The sequence below is a fragment of the Streptomyces macrolidinus genome (genome assembly GCF_023887685.1).
In the GTDB taxonomy this organism is placed as follows: Bacteria; Actinomycetota; Actinomycetes; order Streptomycetales; family Streptomycetaceae; genus Streptomyces; species Streptomyces macrolidinus.
In genome coordinates, this window is the sequence record NZ_JAMWMR010000001.1 from 288837 (window position 1) to 307600 (window position 18764).

The 18764-nt window shown below is 68.9% G+C and carries 15 protein-coding genes and 2 tRNA genes; 13 read left to right on the forward strand and 4 right to left on the reverse strand.

Going from position 1 to position 18764, the window contains the following annotated elements; translation table 11 throughout:
- Positions 1-4 precede the first annotated feature (4 nt).
- Positions 5-1234 (reverse strand): GNAT family N-acetyltransferase, encoded by a 1230-nt coding sequence (locus tag NGF19_RS01380; RefSeq protein WP_252421529.1) that lies wholly within the window; start codon positions 1232-1234, stop codon positions 5-7.
- A gap of 149 nt (positions 1235-1383) precedes the next feature.
- On the opposite strand from NGF19_RS01380, the gene NGF19_RS01385 reads away from it, so the two are divergent.
- Positions 1384-2562, forward strand: coding sequence for a PP2C family protein-serine/threonine phosphatase (locus tag NGF19_RS01385; RefSeq protein WP_252421530.1), 1179 nt, complete (start codon positions 1384-1386; stop codon positions 2560-2562).
- Positions 2563-2637: 75 nt separating this feature from the next.
- Here NGF19_RS01385 and NGF19_RS01390 read toward each other — a convergent pair whose 3' ends face one another.
- Positions 2638-3786: an acyltransferase family protein gene (locus NGF19_RS01390; protein ID WP_252421531.1), complete on the reverse strand. Its 1149-nt coding sequence runs from the start codon at positions 3784-3786 to the stop codon at positions 2638-2640.
- 443 nt (positions 3787-4229) lie between these two features.
- Between NGF19_RS01390 and NGF19_RS01395 the strand changes: the two genes are divergently transcribed.
- Complete coding sequence (locus tag NGF19_RS01395; RefSeq protein ID WP_252421737.1) at positions 4230-4424, forward strand: hypothetical protein; 195 nt, start codon at positions 4230-4232, stop codon at positions 4422-4424.
- A 188-nt stretch (positions 4425-4612) separates the two neighbouring features.
- Here NGF19_RS01395 and NGF19_RS01400 read toward each other — a convergent pair.
- Positions 4613-4686: transfer RNA gene (locus tag NGF19_RS01400), tRNA-Gly, on the reverse strand.
- 153 nt (positions 4687-4839) lie between these two features.
- On the opposite strand from NGF19_RS01400, the gene NGF19_RS01405 reads away from it, so the two are divergent.
- From NGF19_RS01405 to clpX, 5 genes are all read left to right on the forward strand, one after another.
- Positions 4840-4916: transfer RNA gene (locus tag NGF19_RS01405), tRNA-Pro, on the forward strand.
- A gap of 201 nt (positions 4917-5117) precedes the next feature.
- On the forward strand, positions 5118-6497 hold the full coding sequence (gene tig / locus NGF19_RS01410; RefSeq protein ID WP_252421532.1) for a trigger factor: 1380 nt from the start codon (positions 5118-5120) through the stop codon (positions 6495-6497).
- A gap of 405 nt (positions 6498-6902) precedes the next feature.
- Positions 6903-7514, forward strand: coding sequence for an ATP-dependent Clp protease proteolytic subunit (locus NGF19_RS01415; RefSeq protein ID WP_252421738.1), 612 nt, complete (start codon positions 6903-6905; stop codon positions 7512-7514).
- A gap of 208 nt (positions 7515-7722) precedes the next feature.
- On the forward strand, positions 7723-8403 hold the full coding sequence (locus NGF19_RS01420) for an ATP-dependent Clp protease proteolytic subunit (protein ID WP_308288438.1): 681 nt from the start codon (positions 7723-7725) through the stop codon (positions 8401-8403).
- A gap of 195 nt (positions 8404-8598) precedes the next feature.
- Positions 8599-9885: an ATP-dependent Clp protease ATP-binding subunit ClpX gene (gene clpX, locus NGF19_RS01425; protein ID WP_252421533.1), complete on the forward strand. Its 1287-nt coding sequence runs from the start codon at positions 8599-8601 to the stop codon at positions 9883-9885.
- 79 nt (positions 9886-9964) lie between these two features.
- On the opposite strand, the gene NGF19_RS01430 is transcribed toward clpX, so the two are convergent.
- On the reverse strand, positions 9965-10984 hold the full coding sequence (locus NGF19_RS01430) for a hypothetical protein (RefSeq protein WP_252421534.1): 1020 nt from the start codon (positions 10982-10984) through the stop codon (positions 9965-9967).
- Between the two features lie 138 nt (positions 10985-11122).
- Here NGF19_RS01430 and NGF19_RS01435 point away from each other — a divergent pair, with 138 nt between their 5' ends.
- The 6 genes from NGF19_RS01435 to mreC all read left to right on the forward strand — a co-directional run bounded on the left by NGF19_RS01435 (position 11123) and on the right by mreC (position 18753).
- A complete protein-coding gene (locus NGF19_RS01435; RefSeq protein ID WP_252421535.1) occupies positions 11123-13747 on the forward strand; it encodes a valine--tRNA ligase in 2625 nt (874 codons plus the stop codon).
- A 74-nt stretch (positions 13748-13821) separates the two neighbouring features.
- Positions 13822-15330: a bifunctional tetrahydrofolate synthase/dihydrofolate synthase gene (gene folC, locus NGF19_RS01440; RefSeq protein WP_252421536.1), complete on the forward strand. Its 1509-nt coding sequence runs from the start codon at positions 13822-13824 to the stop codon at positions 15328-15330.
- A 6-nt stretch (positions 15331-15336) separates the two neighbouring features.
- Complete coding sequence (locus NGF19_RS01445; protein ID WP_252421537.1) at positions 15337-15687, forward strand: DUF4233 domain-containing protein; 351 nt, start codon at positions 15337-15339, stop codon at positions 15685-15687.
- Between the two features lie 100 nt (positions 15688-15787).
- Positions 15788-16201, forward strand: a complete 414-nt coding sequence (gene ndk / locus NGF19_RS01450) for a nucleoside-diphosphate kinase (RefSeq protein WP_252421538.1) — start codon at positions 15788-15790, stop codon at positions 16199-16201.
- Positions 16202-16575: 374 nt separating this feature from the next.
- Positions 16576-17595 (forward strand): rod shape-determining protein, encoded by a 1020-nt coding sequence (locus NGF19_RS01455; protein WP_252421539.1) that lies wholly within the window; start codon positions 16576-16578, stop codon positions 17593-17595.
- Positions 17596-17805: 210 nt separating this feature from the next.
- The gene (gene mreC / locus NGF19_RS01460; RefSeq protein WP_252421540.1) at positions 17806-18753 is read left to right on the forward strand and encodes a rod shape-determining protein MreC; all 948 of its coding nucleotides are present in this window, start codon (positions 17806-17808) and stop codon (positions 18751-18753) included.
- Positions 18754-18764 lie beyond the last annotated feature (11 nt).

Consider the following 18764-nt stretch of genomic DNA (forward strand, 5'->3'; position numbering starts at 1 on the left):
GGCTCTAGAACTCGTGCGGCAGCCACGGGGCCACCGTCGAGCCGAACGCCGACGACGCCTCCGCCAGCGCGCCTTGGCGCAGCTCCCGTACCCGTCCCGCCGCCGCCAGCGCCGTGAGCGAGATGCCGCCGAGATAGGCCGACCCCAACTCCCGTACGGACAGGGCGAGATCGGCGGCGTCCGTGGTCCGCTCGCAGGACGCGCCCTTCGCGTCGCCCGTCAGCCGCCAACGCCCCTCGTTCCAGGGGCAGAACGCGTCCTCGACCTCGAACACCAGGTCCACCGGCGCCTGGTACGTACGCGCCTGGAGCGCCGCGCCCACGTCCACCAGCCGGACATGGAGCGAGTCCTTCGTCCGGAGGTCGCAGCGGCGGATGTCCGACACCTGGTGCTGCCAGGCCTCGTCCACCGGCCGCCCGAGCGCGACGACCCGCGACGTCAGATCGATGTCGAGGAGGAACCGCCACAACGCGGAACGGGCCGCCGCGTCCAGGCCCTCCAACTGCTGCACGAGCACCCTGCCGTCGGCGCTGGCGTGGCTCCACTCCGGCTTGACCCGGAAGCGCGTGTAGCCCACGATCTCGCCGTCCCGCTCGGCGACCACGCACTGCAACGGCGAGGCCCCCTCCCGCGAGCGCTCCGGATCGAGCAGTTCGAGCCGCTTCCAGTGGGGCTGGCGCGCCAGCATGCCCGGCCGCTCCGGCACCAGACGCGCGTACACCGCCTCGCACGCGTCGTGGACCTCGGCCGGAGCGGCGTACCGCAGCCGTACGTCGTCCGTGCCGGGCGGCACCGACAGCCGTACGCGACGGCTGTCGATCTCCACGTTGACATGGAACGTGCCGATGCCGTACCCGAACCGGCCGTAGATCGCGGGCTCGGACGCGGTCAGCACCGCGAGCGGCTCTCCCCAGGAACGGACGTCGTCGAGCTGTCGGCGCATCATCGACGTCAGCACCCCGCGCCGACGGTGGGTGGCCGCGACGCTCACTCCGGTGACGCCCGCCGCGGGGACCGAGGCGCCGCCGGGGACGGTGAGACGGAAGCTGAACGCACCCGCCGTACCGATAAGTTCCTCTTCGTCCCATGCTCCCAAGAAGCGGTCGTATTCGCACAGTTGGTGCAAGAATTCACGCGCTTCGGGTGCTTCGTCCACTCCGCCGAAGGCGCGGAGGAGGTTGTCGTACCAACTGTTCCACTCGTCTTGTCGCAGCGGTCGCACATCTGTTGCCATAAGCCATGCCTACCAGGGCGTTGAGGGACGGGCGACGTAATTTCGCCCCGGTCATCGGGCCCGGATCGGTGTGAAGTTCAGCGCTCGGAGGGGGGACAAGTGGGACCTCCCGTGCCAAGCGACCGGTCGGATGGATAGGGTCCCGAACGATGGCAGCAGGACGAGAGAGGCGCGCGGAAGCCGACACGTTCACGGCCCGGTTGAAGAAGCAGTGGCACCGGGTCCGTATCGGCCTGCGCAGATCCGCCGTGGACTACTTCCGCGGGGACGGCTCGGACTGGATCGCGCTGACCGGTCTGCTGCTGTCGGTTCCGCTGATCGCGGCGACAACGTTGGCCGATCCCGTGTGGTGCTCACCGGCCGTGCTGGTCCTGCCGATCGTGGCGGGCGGCCTGCTGCTGCGGCCCTCCAGCCTGCTCGGCCTGTACGCCGCCGCGGCCACCGCGCTGATCATCGAGTCCGTCCGGCTCGGGCCGTACACCGAGGGGCCCTCGCGGGTCACCCCCGGCATCGTGCTCGTGGTCGCGGCCTGCGGCTTCTTCGGGCTGCTGATCGCCCAGTTCCGCAGCCGGGTCGGCGTGCCCTGGCGGCGCGGCGGCACCATGCTCTTCGACCTGCGCGAACGCATCCGGGTCCAGAGCAAGTTGCCGAGACTGCCACGGGGCTGGCACCACGAGATGGCGCTCAGACCGGCCGGAGGGCAGTCGTTCTCGGGCGACTTCGTGGTCGCGGCCCGTACGAACGGGGGCCGCACGCTGGAGGTCGTCCTCACCGATGTCTCGGGCAAGGGCATGGACGCGGGCTCACGCGCACTGCTGCTGTCCGGGGCGTTCGGCGGCCTGCTGGGGTCGCTTCCCCCGCATGCGTTCCTGCCCGCGGCGAACGGCTATCTGCTCCGCCAGGACTGGGACGAGGGCTTCGCGACCTCCATCCATCTGGTCCTCGACCTGGACTCGGGCGACTACGAGCTGTACTCGGCCGGACATCCCCCGGGCCTCCAGCTCAGCGCGGGCACCGGACGCTGGGAGGAGAAGGCGGCCGAGGGGCCGCTCCTCGGGGTCTACGACGGCGCCCAGTTCGACTCGGTGAAGGGCTCGCTGCGCTCCGGAGATGTCCTGATGCTGTTCACGGACGGCCTGGTGGAGACCTCCGAACGCGACATCGTCGAGGGCATCGACCGCCTCACGGGCGAGGCCGACCGCTATGTGACCGGCGGCTTCCACGGCGCGGCCTGGCATCTCATCGAGGCGGTGGCCAAGGACGTGAACGACGACCGGGCACTGCTGCTGATCTGCCGGGAGGGCCCGACGGCCCAGGCCGTGCGCTGAGCCGGCAGCGCGTGCGTACGCGAGAGGGGCCGCGGTTCCCCACGGCCCCTCTCCGCACCTCTTCGTACGCTTCGCTCAGGACTTCACGCGCTCCCGAGCGATCTCGGCGGCGTCCCTCTTGAACGCCCAGTCCATCGTGGGCTCCATCGCGAAGCGGAAGACCCGTCGCACCGGGGCCGTGCACAGGACCGTCACCAAGGAGGCCGCGAGGAGGGTCACGCAGAGCGCGCCGAGGGGCCCGTGCAGCCAGTCCGCCTCCAGCCAGCCCCGGAAGTCCGCGGTCTTGGTGAAGAAGCCGTGCAGCAGATAGCCGTACAGCGTGCCGGTGCCCAGCGTGGTGAACCACATCGTCCGGCCCGGCACCCAGGCGAAGAAGCAGGCCGTGAGCACCAGCGAGGCGGCCAGCAGCCCGAGGACCATCACCGGGCCGCACCACCAGGGCGCCGCCAACTCCTGTGCGGCGTCACGGTGGTAGAACCAGGCCGGATTCATCCGCGGCACCGCCCACCACGCCACGGCCGCCGCGGCGGCGATCACGGGCAGCGACAGGAGCCGGGCGCCGCGGCGGCGCACCGCCTGGAAGTGCTCCGGCTTCATCGACAGACCGATGACGAAGAACGGCATGAACTGGAGCACCCGCTGGAGGTCCAGGTCGTCGCCGATGTCGGGTGACATGGACGCCAGCAGGGCGATCGCGATGGACACCGGGACGGGGTGGCGGACCAGCTTCCACAGGGGGGTGGTCAGCCGCCAGACGAACAGCGCGACCAGGAACCACGTCAGATACCAGGGGTCGAGCAGGCTGATCGGCATATCGGGGTCGTCGCCGACCGCGCGCTCGAAGAGGGTGTACGCGGTCTCGAACACGACGTAGGGCACGAGCACGCCGGTCACGAGGCGCTTCAGCTTCGCGGGGCGCATGTCGAAACTGCGTGAGAAATAGCCGGAGATGACGATGAAGGCCGGCATGTGGAAGGCGTAGACGAACATGTACGCGGCTTGGAGCGTACGACTGTCGCCCTTCAGCGGCTCCCAGGCGTGGCCCATGGCCACCAGGACGATCGCCAGGTACTTGGCGTTGTCGAAGAAGGCGTCACGCCGCTTACCGGGCGGTGTGGCGGACTGTGGATCGCGCGGACTCGGCTCTGCGTCGGGTGCTGACTGCTCCGGGGGCGCCGACGACGGGCCCGGTGCTCTTGTGGAGGACGAGGCGGCGGGAAACATTTGAGGAACCCTAACGCGGTCTGTGGGCTGCGTAAAACGCCCGCGGCGTATACCGCTTATCACCTGCGCATACCCGGGATTCGCGAAGGACGGCATTGCGGGAACGTGTTCTTGAACACACCGAAGCGGCCGTCCAGGGCGCGGATTTGAATTCCCTGTGAACCCGATGTGTGGAAATGGAAACGCTCGTTGTGATGCCCGTTGCGATGACCGTCGTTGCGCCCGCTGTTCCGCCGGGTGCGGGACATGGGTGAAATACCGGGAGGGGAAGGTGCGTTCACCGTCGTCCGTCGGCGGGTCCGGGGTCCCGTGCGGCACGGGCGACAGCCGATGTCCCACGAGCCGCATACCTGGGGCCTGTTGGTGGCACGATGGTTCTGGCGGGGGTGCGTGGGGACGGCGTGCCCGGCCGGGAGAGCGGACCGACCGAGGGTGTGATCGTTGTGGCCATTTCACTGTCAGTGGTGCTGCTGTTGGCAATCATCCTGGTGGTGATGATCCGAGGGGGCTCGATGAAGCCCGGACCGCTGATCGTGGCGATCCTCTTCGGCTTCTTCCTCGCCTCGACCGGCATGGCACCCTCCATCAACCGCTTCCTGAACTCGATAGCGGAGACGATCAACTCGATCAGATTCTGACCGGCCGCGACCACGGCGTCGACTGCAACGCACGGCGCCGACTGCAACGTACTGGCACCGACTGCAACGTACTGGCACCGACTGCGATGTAGGGCGTCCGACAGGTCACGCGGTGCACACCCGGCAGTTGCGCACCGTACGCCGAAGGCCCGGTGAGAGAGTCGATCTCTCACCGGGCCTTCGGCGGATGGAGCGGGCGACGGGAATCGAACCCGCGTAGCTAGTTTGGAAGACTAGGGCTCTACCATTGAGCTACGCCCGCAACAGGTCGCGCCGCAGGTCATCGACCGCGGCACTGGAGGCATCGTAGCGGGTCGCCCGCCCCGTAGGCCAACGTGTTGATCCGCGCGGTGGTCGGGGGAGGAAAGCGGCCGACGCGGGCTGCGCGGGCATGTACCCTACGTGTCGCACCAGACGGGGTGTGGCGCAGCTTGGTAGCGCGTCCGCTTTGGGAGCGGAAGGCCGTGGGTTCAAATCCCGCCACCCCGACCACCATCACTTCGGTCCGGCACCGGCTCTCAAGATCACCTTTTGGGGCGAGTACCGCCTGCGGTTACTATGCAAGCTGCGCGCCCGTGTGTCTGCATTGTTACGTCTCTCAGGCAGGGGCCCGCTGATCCGCCGCAGTCCCACCCTCCCGGGTGGATCAGCTCGGCAGAACCCCCAAGAAGTCAGCCACAAGGAGACCGAACCGTGAAGAGCGCCGTGGAGACCCTGAACCCGACCCGGGTTCGGCTCACTGTTGAGGTGCCCTTCGAGGAGCTCAAGGACAGCCTCGACGCGGCGTACAAGAAGATCAACCAGCAGGTCACGGTCAAGGGCTTCCGCAAGGGCAAGATCCCGGCCCGCGTCATCGACCAGCGCTTCGGCCGTGGTGCCGTGCTGGAAGAGGCCGTCAACGACGCGCTGCCGAAGTTCTACACCGAGGCGGTCAACGAGGCCGAGCTGAACCCGCTCGGCCAGCCCGAGGTCGACATCAAGGAGCTGAAGGACAACGAGGTGCTGTCCTTCACCGCCGAGGTCGACGTCCGCCCGGCCCTCGAGATCCCGGACTACTCCGGCATCGAGGTCGAGGTCGACGCCATCGAGGTGACCGACGAGGACATCGAGAAGTCGGTCGAGCAGCTCCGTGAGCGCTTCGCCTCGTCGACCCCGGTCGAGCGCGCCGCCGAGGACGGCGACGTGGTCACCGTGGACCTGGAGGCCAAGGTCGACGGCGAGGTCCTGGAGGACGGCGTCGCCGCCGGCGTCTCCTACACCATCGGCTCCGGTGAGCTGCTGGACGGCATCGACGACGCCGTGAAGGGCCTGTCCGCCGACGAGGAGGCCACCTTCACCTCCGAGCTGAAGGGCGGCTCGGCCGCGGGCAAGGAGGCCGAGGTGACCGTCAAGGTCACGCAGGTCGCCGCCCGTGAACTGCCGGAGCTGGACGACGAGTTCGCGCAGCTCGCCTCCGAGTTCGACACGCTGGAGGAGCTGAAGGCGGACAGCCGCAAGCGCCTCACCGACATGAAGCAGTACGACCAGGCGACGCAGGCCCAGGAGCGCGTCCTGGAGAAGCTGCTGGAGCTCGTCGAGGTCCCCGTCCCCGAGAAGCTCCTCGAGGACGAGGTCAACACCCGTAAGCACAACCTCGAGCACCACCAGCTCGGCCAGATGGGCCTGACCCTCGACAAGTACCTGGAGATCCAGGGCAAGACCGCCGAGGAGTTCGACGCCGAGACGCGCGAGGCCGCGATCAAGGGCATCAAGACCCAGTTCGTGCTCGACGAGCTGGTCAACAAGGAGAAGCTGAACGTCAACCAGGAGGAGCTCACCGAGCACCTCATGCGGCGCGCTGCCTCCTCCGGCATGTCCCCCGACCAGTTCGCCCAGGCGGTCGTCGAGGGCGGCCAGGTCCCGATGCTGGTCGGCGAGGTCGCCCGCGGCAAGGCGCTGGCCGTCGTGGTCGAGGCCGCCACGGTCAAGGACACCAACGGTGAGATCGTCGACATGAGCGACGACGAGGCCGAGGCCGAGACGGCCGAGACCGGGACCACCGAGGCCGCCGCCGAGGAGAAGCCGGAGGCGTAACCCTCCGCTCGGCACAGGAGCCGTACGACGGGCCCCGGGACGCACAGCGCCCCGGGGCCCGTCGCCGTTCGTACGCACCTGCCGACGTCCTCCCGGTGATCCACCGCCGACGCGCCCTCCGGAGCGCCCGCGGCGACAATGGACCCGGGGTCCGGGCTCGGCCCGGCCCGCATCCGGCCGGTCACCGGACCCGCCGCCGCCCGGGGCCCATGCGCTGACAGCGAACACCCGCAGAAGCGGGATGGCACCCGACTGCCTGCGCGTTAGGGTCCATGAATACGAGGGCAGGGGAGTACCCGAAGCCGCCCCGGCACCAGGGGCCACACGGGGCCCCACGCCCCGGTAGAACACGTGAGACGGCCCCGCGCCGTCGCAAGACGAGCAGGTGGATACGTGACGAATCTGATGCCCTCCGCCGCCGGCGAGCCTTCCATCGGTGGTGGCCTCGGTGACCAGGTCTACAGCCGGCTGCTCAACGAGCGGATCATCTTCCTCGGCCAGCCGGTGGACGACGACATCGCCAACCGGATCACCGCACAGCTTCTGCTCCTTGCCGCCGACCCGGACAAGGACATTTACCTGTACATCAACAGCCCCGGCGGCTCCATCACGGCCGGCATGGCGATCTACGACACGATGCAGTACATCAAGAACGACGTCGTGACGATCGCCATGGGCATGGCGGCCTCCATGGGACAGTTCCTGCTCAGCGCGGGTACGCCGGGCAAGCGCTTCGCGCTGCCGAACGCCGAGATCCTGATCCACCAGCCCTCGGCGGGCCTCGCCGGCTCCGCGTCCGACATCAAGATCCACGCCGAACGGCTGCTGCACACCAAGAAGCGGATGGCCGAGCTGACCTCCTTCCACACCGGTCAGACGGTCGAGCAGATCACCCGCGACTCCGACCGCGACCGCTGGTTCGACGCCGACGAGGCGAAGGCGTACGGCCTGATCGACGAGGTCATCACCACCGCTGCCGGCATGCCGGGCGGCGGCGGCACCGGGGCGGGCTCGTAACGGCTCACCGGGTCCGTACGACCGGCCGGGACCCGGCAGCGGCGTTCCCGGCCCGGACGGCCACCGGCGAGGGCCACCAGCGCCTCTCCAGGGCCGTCCCGGCCCACGAGGGCCGGTCGACCCGGCCCCGAAGGCCGCGAGGGCCTCTCGAAGGCTCCAGCGCCCCACAAGCCCCAAGCCACCGCCTCAGCCCTTATCAGGAGATATCGTGAACGACTTTCCCGGCAGCGGCCTCTACGCCCGTGCGCGCGCCGAGTACACGGCCCCGGTGGCCGAGTCCCGCTACGTCATCCCGCGCTTCGTGGAGCGCACCTCGCAGGGCGTGCGTGAGTACGACCCGTACGCGAAGCTCTTCGAGGAGCGCGTGATCTTCCTCGGCGTCCAGATCGACGACGCCTCGGCCAACGACGTCATGGCGCAGCTCCTGTGCCTGGAGTCGATGGACCCCGACCGGGACATCTCGGTCTACATCAACAGCCCCGGCGGCTCCTTCACGGCGCTCACGGCCATCTACGACACGATGCAGTTCGTGAAGCCGGACATCCAGACGGTCTGCATGGGCCAGGCCGCCTCGGCCGCCGCGGTGCTGCTGGCCGCGGGCACCCCGGGCAAGCGCATGGCGCTCCCGAACGCCCGTGTGCTGATCCACCAGCCCTACAGCGAGACCGGCCGCGGCCAGGTCTCGGACCTGGAGATCGCCGCCAACGAAATCCTGCGGATGCGCTCGCAGCTCGAGGAGATGCTGGCCAAGCACTCCAGCCAGTCGATCGAGAAGGTCCGCGAGGACATCGAGCGTGACAAGATCCTCACGGCCGAGGAGGCGCTGGAGTACGGCCTCATCGACCAGATCGTCTCGACCCGGAAGATGAACAACACCTCGGTCCGCTGACCCGCATCACGCGATGCGTCGATCGGGCCTGTATCGTCTGCCGCTCCCCCCGGGCACGGTTCGACACGGCGCACCTCTCGGTGAACCGTGCCGAGGGGGGCCCGAACAGGGGGCTCGGCAAGGTACCGTCGGACATAAGGCAGGACCAGGAGCCGCTGGATCCAAGGCGTCTCCCAGGCGAAGGGGAAGCACACCGTGGCACGCATCGGTGACGGCGGCGATCTGCTCAAGTGCTCGTTCTGCGGCAAGAGCCAGAAGCAGGTCAAGAAGCTCATCGCAGGCCCCGGTGTGTACATCTGCGACGAGTGCATCGACCTCTGCAACGAGATCATCGAGGAAGAGCTGGCAGAGACCAGCGAGGTGCGCTGGGAGGAACTCCCCAAGCCCCGCGAGATCTACGAGTTCCTCGAGGGGTACGTGGTCGGCCAGGAGGCCGCCAAGAAGGCCCTCTCCGTCGCGGTGTACAACCACTACAAGCGGGTCCAGGCCGGGGAGAACGGCGGCGCCCAAGGCCGTGACGACGCCATCGAGTTGGCGAAGTCCAACATCCTGCTGCTGGGCCCCACGGGCTCCGGCAAGACGCTGCTCGCGCAGACCCTGGCGCGCATGCTCAACGTCCCCTTCGCCATCGCCGACGCGACGGCGTTGACGGAGGCGGGATATGTGGGCGAGGACGTCGAGAACATCCTCCTGAAGCTCATCCAGGCCGCCGACTACGACGTCAAGAAGGCCGAGACGGGCATCATCTACATCGACGAGATCGACAAGGTGGCCCGCAAGAGCGAGAACCCGTCGATCACGCGCGACGTCTCGGGCGAGGGCGTCCAGCAGGCGCTGCTGAAGATCCTCGAGGGCACCACGGCCTCGGTCCCGCCGCAGGGCGGACGCAAGCACCCGCACCAGGAGTTCATCCAGATCGACACGACGAACGTCCTGTTCATCGTGGGCGGCGCGTTCGCGGGCCTGGAGAAGATCATCGAGTCGCGGGCGGGCGCGAAGGGCATCGGCTTCGGCGCCACCATCCGCTCGAAGCGCGAGCTGGAGTCGAAGGACCAGTTCCAGGACGTGATGCCCGAGGACCTGGTGAAGTTCGGCATGATCCCGGAGTTCATCGGCCGCCTCCCGGTCATCACCTCGGTGCACAACCTCGACCGCGAGGCGCTCCTCCAGATCCTCGTCGAGCCGCGCAACGCGCTGGTGAAGCAGTACCAGCGCCTCTTCGAACTCGACGGTGTGGAACTGGACTTCGAGCGCGAGGCACTGGAGGCGATCGCGGACCAGGCGATCCTGCGCCAGACCGGAGCGCGGGGCCTGCGCGCCATCATGGAGGAGGTCCTCCAGGCGGTGATGTACGAGGTCCCGTCCCGCAAGGACGTGGCCCGCGTGGTCATCACGGCGGACGTGGTCCTGTCGAACGTCAACCCGACGCTGATCCCGCGGGATGTACGGGGGCGCGGGGCGGGGGAGCAGAAGACGGCGTAACTGCCGCGCTGTACACGGCTGTTCATGGGAGAGGGGCCCCGGTTCACCGGGGCCCCTCTCCCATGTCACGCGCCTGGCATCAGGCCTTGACGCGGACTCCCTTGCGGAACTTGGCGGTGATTTCGGCTGTGCCCTGCAGGTCGGCACTCTTGCCGGACATGGCGTCGGCCGCGCTCAGGTGGATGATCCATCCGATCGTGCTGTGGTCGCCCCAGATACACACAGGCACGTGGATCTCGCCCGGACCCTTGGCGGCGCCGCTGCCCGACGAGTCCTGCTTGACCTTCATCTCCTGGCACTTGAGGACCGCACCGTCGAGGCCGCTCGGCTTGTAGGTCTGCGGGCTGCCGACGACCTCGCCGCCGCCGTCCTTCGCGGCGTTCTTCTTGGCCTCGGCGAACAACTCGTCGACGACCTTCTCCGGGTCGGAGATCTCACCGTAGACGCCCTGGAACTTCAGCAACTTCATGGCCAGCGGGTTGGCCTCGTCCCCTGCTTGGTAGTCGGCGTGCACCTCCGTCGCGTTCTTCACGCCGTACTTCTCGGCGTCCTTGAGGTCGCTGCTGCTCAAGCCGCCGCCGTCGTCACTCTCGGCGTTGCCCTTCTTGTACTGACCGTCGAGAACCGTCGCCGGCGTGATCAGCTTGTGCGGCCCGTCGTCCGCGATGGAGCTGCCGCCGCCCCCCCCGATCAGGAAGTACGCCCCCACCGCGATCGCCGCGACGACCGCCACCCCGCTGATGATCAGGGCCGTCTTCTTCTTGCCGCCGCCGGTGGCCGGGGGCGGCGGTACGGCGCCGTAGGGCGGCTGCTGGCCGTACTGCGGCTGCTGCTGGCCGTAAGGGTTCGGCTGGGGCGGCATGCCCTGCGAGGGCTGCGGCTGGCCGTAAGGGTTCTGCTGCGGCGGGACGCCCTGCTGCGGCTGCTGCGGGTAGCCGTAGCCGGGCTGCGGCTGGGGCGGCGGGGGCTGCTGGGGGTATCCGTAGCCGGGCTGGGGAGCCTGCGGCTGCTGGCCGTACGGCCCAGGCTGCCCCGGCTGACCGTACGGTCCGGGCTGTTGGGGCTGCCCGCCGTACGGGCCCGGCTGGTTGTGGCTCATTACTTGGGTTCCCCTCCAAGGCGCTTATACGTTCATGACATCCTTTCGCAGAAATGGCGCGCGCACGTCATCGGGGGCCCACCCGTTACCAAACAATCGTGTTTCGGGACCAGGCCGGGACACCTCTAAACTGGGCCCGTGACCGACAACGCTCAGCAGCAGCCCACCGCGCCCCCCACCGAACTGCCGACCCAGTACGCGCCGGCCGACGTAGAGGGGCCGCTGTACGAGCGCTGGGTAGAGCGGGGGTACTTCGAGGCGGACGAGAAGAGCGACAAGCCGCCCTTCACCGTCGTCATCCCGCCGCCGAACGTCACCGGCAGCCTGCACCTCGGGCACGCCTTCGAGCACACCCTCATCGACGCCCTCACCCGCCGCAAGCGCATGCAGGGTCACGAGACGCTGTGGCAGCCCGGCATGGACCACGCCGGTATCGCCACGCAGAACGTCGTCGAGCGGGAGCTGGCCAAGGAAGGCAAGTCGCGCCACGACCTGGGCCGCGAGGACTTCGTCCAGCGCGTCTGGCAGTGGAAGTCCGAGTCCGGCGGGCAGATCTCCGGTCAGATGCGGCGCCTGGGAGACGGCGTCGCCTGGTCGCGTGAGCGCTTCACGATGGACGAGGGCCTGTCGCAGGCCGTCCAGACCATCTTCAAGCGGCTCTACGACGACGAACTCATCTACCGCGCCGAGCGCATCATCAACTGGTGCCCGCGCTGTCTGACCGCCATCTCCGACATCGAGGTGGAGTACCAGGACGACGACGGCGAGCTGGTCTCCATCCGCTACGGCGAGGGCGACGCCTCGATCGTCGTCGCCACCACCCGCGCGGAGACCATGCTCGGCGACACCGCCATCGCGGTGCACCCGGACGACGAGCGCTACCGCCACATGGTCGGCACGGAGATCGAGCTGCCGCTCACCGGCCGCCGTATCCCCGTGGTCGCCGACGCGCATGTCGACCCCGAGTTCGGCACGGGCGCCGTCAAGGTCACCCCGGCCCACGACCCGAACGACTTCGAGATCGGGCAGCGGCACAACCTCCCCTCCGTCGCCGTCATGGACGAGCACGCGGTGATCACCACCCACGGCCCCTTCCAGGGCCTGGACCGCCTGGAGGCCCGCTCCGCGATCGTCGCCGCGCTGCGCGCCGAGGGTCGGATCGTGGCCGAGAAGCGGCCCTACGTCCACTCGGTGGGCCACTGCTCGCGCTGCAAGACCACCATCGAGCCGCGCCTGTCCATGCAGTGGTGGGTCAAGGTCGGACCGCTCGCGCAGGCCGCCGGTGACGCGGTCCGCGACGGCAAGGTCAAGATCCACCCGCAGGAGATGGAGAAGCGGTACTTCGACTGGGTCGACAACCTCCACGACTGGTGCATCTCGCGGCAGTTGTGGTGGGGCCACCGCATCCCCGTCTGGTACGGCCCCGGCGGCGAGGTCGTCTGCGTCGGACCGAACGAGGAACCGCCGACCGGCGAGGGCTGGCACCAGGACACCGACGTCCTCGACACCTGGTTCTCCTCCGGCCTGTGGCCGTTCTCCACGCTCGGCTGGCCCGAACAGACCGAGAGCCTCGCGAAGTTCTACCCGAACTCCGTCCTGGTCACCGGCTACGACATCCTCTTCTTCTGGGTCGCCCGGATGATGATGTTCGGCCTGTACGCGATGGACGGCACCCCGCCGTTCCACACCGTCGCCCTGCACGGCATGGTCCGCGACCAGTTCGGCAAGAAGATGTCGAAGTCCTTCGGCAACGCGGTCAACCCGCTGGACTGGATGGACAAGTACGGCTCGGACGCGCTGCGCTTCACGCTGGCGCGCGGCGCCAACCCCGGCGTCGACGTCCCGATCGGCGAGGACTGGGTCCAGGGCTCCCGCAACTTCGCCAACAAGATCTGGAACGCCACCCGCTTCGCGCTGATGAACGGCGCGACGGTCGAGGGCCCGCTGCCGGATGCGTCGAAGATGTCCGCGACCGACCGCTGGATCCTGTCCCGGCTGAACTCGGTCGTGGCCGAAGTCGACGCGTATTACGACGACTTCCAGTTCGCCAAGCTGTCCGACACCCTCTTCCACTTCGCGTGGGACGAGGTCTTCGACTGGTACGTCGAGCTGTCGAAGACGACGTTCCAGGCGGGCGGCGAGGCGGCCGAGGTCAGCCAGCGCGTCCTCGGTGAGGTCCTCGACGTCACCCTCAAGCTGCTGCACCCGATCGTGCCGTTCGTCACGGAGACGCTGTGGACCACCCTGACCGGTGGTGAGTCCCTCGTCATCGCCGACTGGCCCAAGGACAGCGGCTTCCGCGACGAGGCGGCCGAGCGCGAGATCGAGACCCTCCAGTCGGTCATCACCGAGGTCCGCCGCTTCCGCGCCGACCAGGGCCTCCAGCCCGGCCAGCGCGTCCCGGCCCGGCTGACCCTCGACGGCACGGCGCTCGCTCCGCACGAGGCGGCCATCCGTCAACTGCTGCGCCTCCAGCCGGAAGGCGAGGGCTTCACGGCGACGGCGACCCTGCCGGTCTCGGGCGCCACGGTCGCCCTCGACCTGTCGGGCACGATCGACGTGGCGGCCGAGCGCAAGCGTCTGACCAAGGACCTGGGCGCCGCACAGAAGGAGCGGCAGCAGGCCGAGGCCAAGCTCGGCAACGAGGCCTTCCTCGCGAAGGCCCCGGACCACGTCGTGGAGAAGATCCGCACGCGGCTCGCGAAGGCCGACGAGGACATCACGCGCATCGAGAACCAGCTCGCCAAGCTCCCGGCGAACTGATCCACCGGCACGTCCCGCGGGCCCGACGCCACACAGGCGCCGGGCCCGCGGCCGTGTTACGTAGACTGGCCCTCGTGAGTGACCTGCCCCCGCGCGACCCCAACGAGAGCGACCCCTTCGAGCAGATCGTCGCGGACGAGACCGGGCGTGACCCCGATCTCGCCGTGATCGAGGCCGGCAGCCGCACCCTGCGTACCCAGGGCGGCCCGCCCCAGGCCGACGTACCCACGCGGCCCACCGACCCCGAGGTCGACAAGGCGCTCCGCGTGGTCGAGGCCGAGCTGGCCACCCGCTGGGGCGAGACCAAGCTGGAGCCGTCCGTCAGCCGTATCTCGGCCCTGATGGACGTGCTGGGCGAGCCGCAGCGGGCATACCCCTCGATCCACATCACGGGCACCAACGGCAAGACGTCCACCGCCCGCATGATCGAGGCCCTCCTCGGCGCCTTCGACCTGCGCACCGGCCGCTACACCAGCCCGCACGTGCAGTCGATCACCGAGCGCATCAGCCTCGACGGCGCCCCCGTCTCCGCCGAGCGCTTCATCGAGACGTACGACGACATCAAGCCGTACGTCGAGATGGTCGACGCCCGGCAGGAGTACCGGCTCTCCTTCTTCGAGGTGCTCACGGGCATGGCGTACGCGGCCTTCGCGGACGCGCCCGTCGACGTCGCCGTCGTCGAGGTCGGCATGGGCGGAAGCTGGGACGCCACGAACGTCATCGACGGCGATGTCGCCGTCATCACCCCCATCGACCTCGACCACACCGACCGGCTCGGCGGCACGCCCGGCGAGATCGCCCAGGAGAAGGGCGGCATCATCAAGCAGGACGCCACGGTGATCCTCGCTCAGCAGCCGGTCGACGCGGCCCAGGTGCTGCTGAAGAAGGCCGTGGAGGTGGACGCCACCGTGGCCCGCGAGGGTCTGGAGTTCGGCGTCGTCTCCCGGCAGGTGGCGGTCGGCGGCCAGCTTCTGACCCTGCGCGGCCTCGGCGGCGAGTACCCCGAGGTCTATCTGCCCCTGCACGGCGCCTACCAGGCGCACAACGCCGCCGTGGCGCTCGCCGCGGTCGAGGCGTTCTTCGGCGTCGGCTCCCAGCGCCCCGAGCCGCTGGACGCCGACACGGTCCGCAAGGCCTTCGCGACGGTGTCGTCCCCCGGCCGCCTGGAGGTCGTACGGCGCTCCCCGACCGTCGTCCTGGACGCCGCGCACAACCCCGCGGGCGCCCGCGCCACCGCAGACGCCGTGACCGAGGCGTTCGACTTCAGCCGGCTGATCGGTGTCGTCGGCGTGAGCGGCGACAAGAACGCGCGCGGCCTGCTGGAGGCGTTCGAGCCGCTGTGCGCCGAGGTCGTCGTCACCCAGAACTCCAGCCACCGCGCGATGGACGTGGACGAGCTGGCCGCGATCGCCGTCGAGGTCTTCGGCGAGGACCGCGTCCAGGTCGAGCCCCGGCTGCCCGACGCGCTGGAGGCCGCGATCACCCTCGCCGAGGAGGAGGGGGAGTTCGCGGGCGCCGGCGTCCTCGTCACCGGTTCCGTCATCACCGTCGGCGAGGCCCGACTGCTCCTGGGAAGGGGCTGACATCCCGTGCGTACGCTCTGCGCTTCGACCCTGATCGGCGAGTTCTTCGTCATCGGCTTCGCCGGGCTGGTCGCGATGAAGGACCCTGATCTGTCCATGGCCACCGTCTGGACGGTCAGCGGCGTCGCCATGGCGCTCAGCATCCTGCTGTGCGGCATGCTCACCCGCCCCGGCGGCGTCCAGCTCGGCTGGGCCCTGCAGATCGCGCTGATCGCCTCCGGGTTCTTCGTGACGACGATGTTCTTCCTCGGCGCGGTCTTCGCGGCCCTGTGGTGGGCGTCCGTGCACTACGGCAGGAAGATCGACGAGGCGAAGGCACGGTTCGCCGCGAGCGCCGATGAGGGCAGCCCGGCCTAGGACCTTCCGACCGGAGAACTTGACGCTGCGTAACGTTCACCACAGCCTGCCCTGTAGCCTCTACGCACCGCACCACCGCGACCTGTAAGGAGCCATCCCCGTGACCCAGCGCACCCTCGTCCTCCTCAAGCCCGACGCCGTTCGTCGTGGTCTGATCGGCGAGATCATCAGCCGTATCGAGCGCAAGGCCGGCTGGACCATCAGCGCGCTGGAGCTGCGTTCCCTGGACCAGGACACGCTGGAGCAGCACTACGGCGAGCACAAGGGCAAGCCCTTCTACGAGCCGCTGGTGGAGTTCATGTCCTCCGGCCCGGTCGTCGCGCTCGTGGTCGAGGGCGAGCGGGTCATCGAGGGCGTGCGCGCGCTCGCCGGTCCGACCGACCCGATCGCCGCCGCGCCCGGCTCCATCCGCGGTGACTTCGGTGTGATCGTGCGCGAGAACCTGATCCACGCCTCCGACTCCGAGGAGTCCGCCGAGCGCGAGCTGAAGATCTTCTTCCCTGGCCGCTTCTGATTCCCGGCCACTTCTGATCCCCGGCCGCTTCCGGGCACACGATCACACCGCGCTGAACTCGTTCGGTGCATGGCTTCTGAGGGTGCGTCACATCACTCGGAAGCTTGAACGGGGGCGATCGCGGCACGCGACCCCGAAATCCCGGCCGTTCCCCGGCATATGCGTGCCGTTCGGGGGAACGGCTACCCCCGAACGATCGTCTCCTGGAGCGAGGAGGCCCGTGATCTGCTGACAATGGCAGCGACCCTCGCGTTGTGCGCGTGCGGGCGAGACTACGATGGAAGCCTTCGCGTCACAGCACCCACTCCGCCGCCCCGACAGAGCTGTCCACAGCTCCGCCCGGGAAGGCCAGACGAATCCTGATGGGGAACTCAATGTCGTTCATCGGCCGTGACATGGCTGTCGACCTCGGGACCGCCAACACGCTGGTGTACGTCAGGGGTCGCGGGATCGTACTCAACGAACCGTCCGTCGTCGCGATCAACACCAACACCGGTGGCATCCTCGCGGTCGGCGCGGAAGCGAAGAAGATGATCGGCCGGACGCCCGGCAACATCGTGGCCGTGCGCCCGTTGAAGGACGGCGTGATCGCCGACTTCGAGATCACCGAGCGGATGCTCCGCTACTTCATCCTGAAGATCCACAAGCGGCGGTATCTGGCTCGTCCGCGGGTCGTCGTCTGTGTGCCCTCGGGCATCACGGGCGTCGAGCGCCGCGCCGTGATCGAGGCGTCCTCCCAGGCCGGTGCCCGCCAGGTCCACATCATCGAGGAGCCGATGGCCGCGGCCATCGGCTCCGGCCTGCCGGTCCACGAGGCCACGGGCAACATGGTGGTGGACATCGGCGGCGGCACCACGGAGGTCGCGGTCATCTCGCTCGGCGGCATCGTCACCGCCCAGTCCATCCGCGTCGCGGGCGACGAGCTGGACAACGCGATCATCCAGCACGTCAAGAAGGAGTACTCGCTCCTCCTCGGCGAGCGGACGGCCGAACAGATCAAGATCACGATCGGTTCCGCGTACGAACTCGACGCCGACGAGCACACCGAGATCCGCGGCCGGGACCTGGTCTCCGGGCTGCCCAAGACCGTGGTCATCTCGGCGGCCGAGGTCCGCAAGGCCATCGAGGAACCGGTCAACGCGATCGTGGACGCGGTCAAGACGACCCTCGACAAGTGCCCGCCGGAGCTGTCCGGCGACGTCATGGACCGGGGCATCGTCCTCACCGGCGGCGGCGCCCTGCTGCGCGGCCTCGACGAGCGGCTGCGCCGCGAGACCGGGATGCCGATCCACATCGCCGAGGACCCGCTGGACAGCGTGGCGCTCGGTTCCGGCAAATGTGTCGAGGAGTTCGAGGCACTCCAGCAGGTACTGGACGCCCAGCCTCGCCGATGACACCCCCCAGCGATCCCGCCGTACGAGACGAACTCCCCTCGTGCGGCGGATCGTTGATATAGAGGCATAAGCTCCCCCATAACATCCCCGGAATCCCGCCCACCGGGTCGCGCCTCGCCAGGTACGGCCTGCCGGGTTCGTACCCACCGGGCATCGCGGACCCCGGGGCCCGCCCCACACATTCCGACGAGGAAGGCACGGCCGCCGCACGTGAGGGACACACGAGAGAGCCGGCTGCTCCTGGTGCTGCTGATCGCCATCGCGTTCGCACTGATCACGGTGGACATCCGCGGCGGTCAGGACTCACCGGTCGAAGGTGCCCGCCAGGCCGCTGCCACGGTCTTCGGCCCGATCGAGAACGGGGTGTCGTCCGCCGTCGACCCCGTGGGCAACGCGATCGACGCCGTACGCGACTCGGGCAGCAGGCACGATCGCATCGCCCAGCTCGAACGCGCCAACGCGGCGCTGAAGGCGAAGCTGGGCAGCGACGACCGCAACCGCAGCCGCGTCAAGCAACTCGACAAGATGATCCGGGTCGCCGGCGAGGGCCAGTACGGGATCAAGGGCGCCCAGGTCATCGCCATAGGAGCGGCCCAGGGCTTCTCCTGGACCGTCACCATCGACCTGGGCGCGAGCGACGGCATCAAGCGCGACATGACCGTCCTCAACGGTGACGGACTGGTCGGCCGTGTCACCACCGTCGGCCCCAGCACCTCCACCGTGCTCCTGGCCAACGACCCGGACTTCAGCGTCGGCACCCGCATGGAGAACAGCGACGAACTCGGCTTCGCCTCCGGACAGGGCGACCGCGCGCTGCGCGTCCAACTCCTCAACGCCAAGGCCGATGTGAAGAAGGGCAACCGCCTCGTCACCTTCGGCTCGGAGGCCGACAAGCCCTTCGTGCCCGGTGTCCCGGTCGGTGTGGTCTCCCGGGTCGACCCCTCCGGCGGTGACCTGACCCGCACGATCTATGTGAAGCCGTTCGTCTCCTTCAGCAAGCTCGATGTCGTCGGCGTCGTCGTCCAGGCACCGAAGAGGGACCCGCGCGACACGGTCCTGCCCCCGAAGCCCCAGCCGACGCCGACGCCGACCGTGACGGTCACCGTCACCCCCTCGACCGCCGCGTACGAAGAAGACGGCGAGCCGTCGGACTACTAGGAGCCGAACCA

Bases quoted from the DNA above. Each gene is read 5' to 3' on its own strand.
- NGF19_RS01415 (WP_252421738.1), top strand. From the start codon at position 6,903: ATGCCCTCCGCCGCCGGCGAGCCTTCCATCGGTGGTGGCCTCGGTGAC.
- NGF19_RS01390 (WP_252421531.1), bottom strand. From the start codon at position 3,786: ATGTTTCCCGCCGCCTCGTCCTCCACAAGAGCACCGGGCCCGTCGTCG.
- NGF19_RS01455 (WP_252421539.1), top strand. From the start codon at position 16,576: ATGTCGTTCATCGGCCGTGACATGGCTGTCGACCTCGGGACCGCCAAC.
- NGF19_RS01380 (WP_252421529.1), bottom strand. From the start codon at position 1,234: ATGGCAACAGATGTGCGACCGCTGCGACAAGACGAGTGGAACAGTTGG.
- NGF19_RS01385 (WP_252421530.1), top strand. From the start codon at position 1,384: ATGGCAGCAGGACGAGAGAGGCGCGCGGAAGCCGACACGTTCACGGCC.
- NGF19_RS01430 (WP_252421534.1), bottom strand. From the start codon at position 10,984: ATGAGCCACAACCAGCCGGGCCCGTACGGCGGGCAGCCCCAACAGCCC.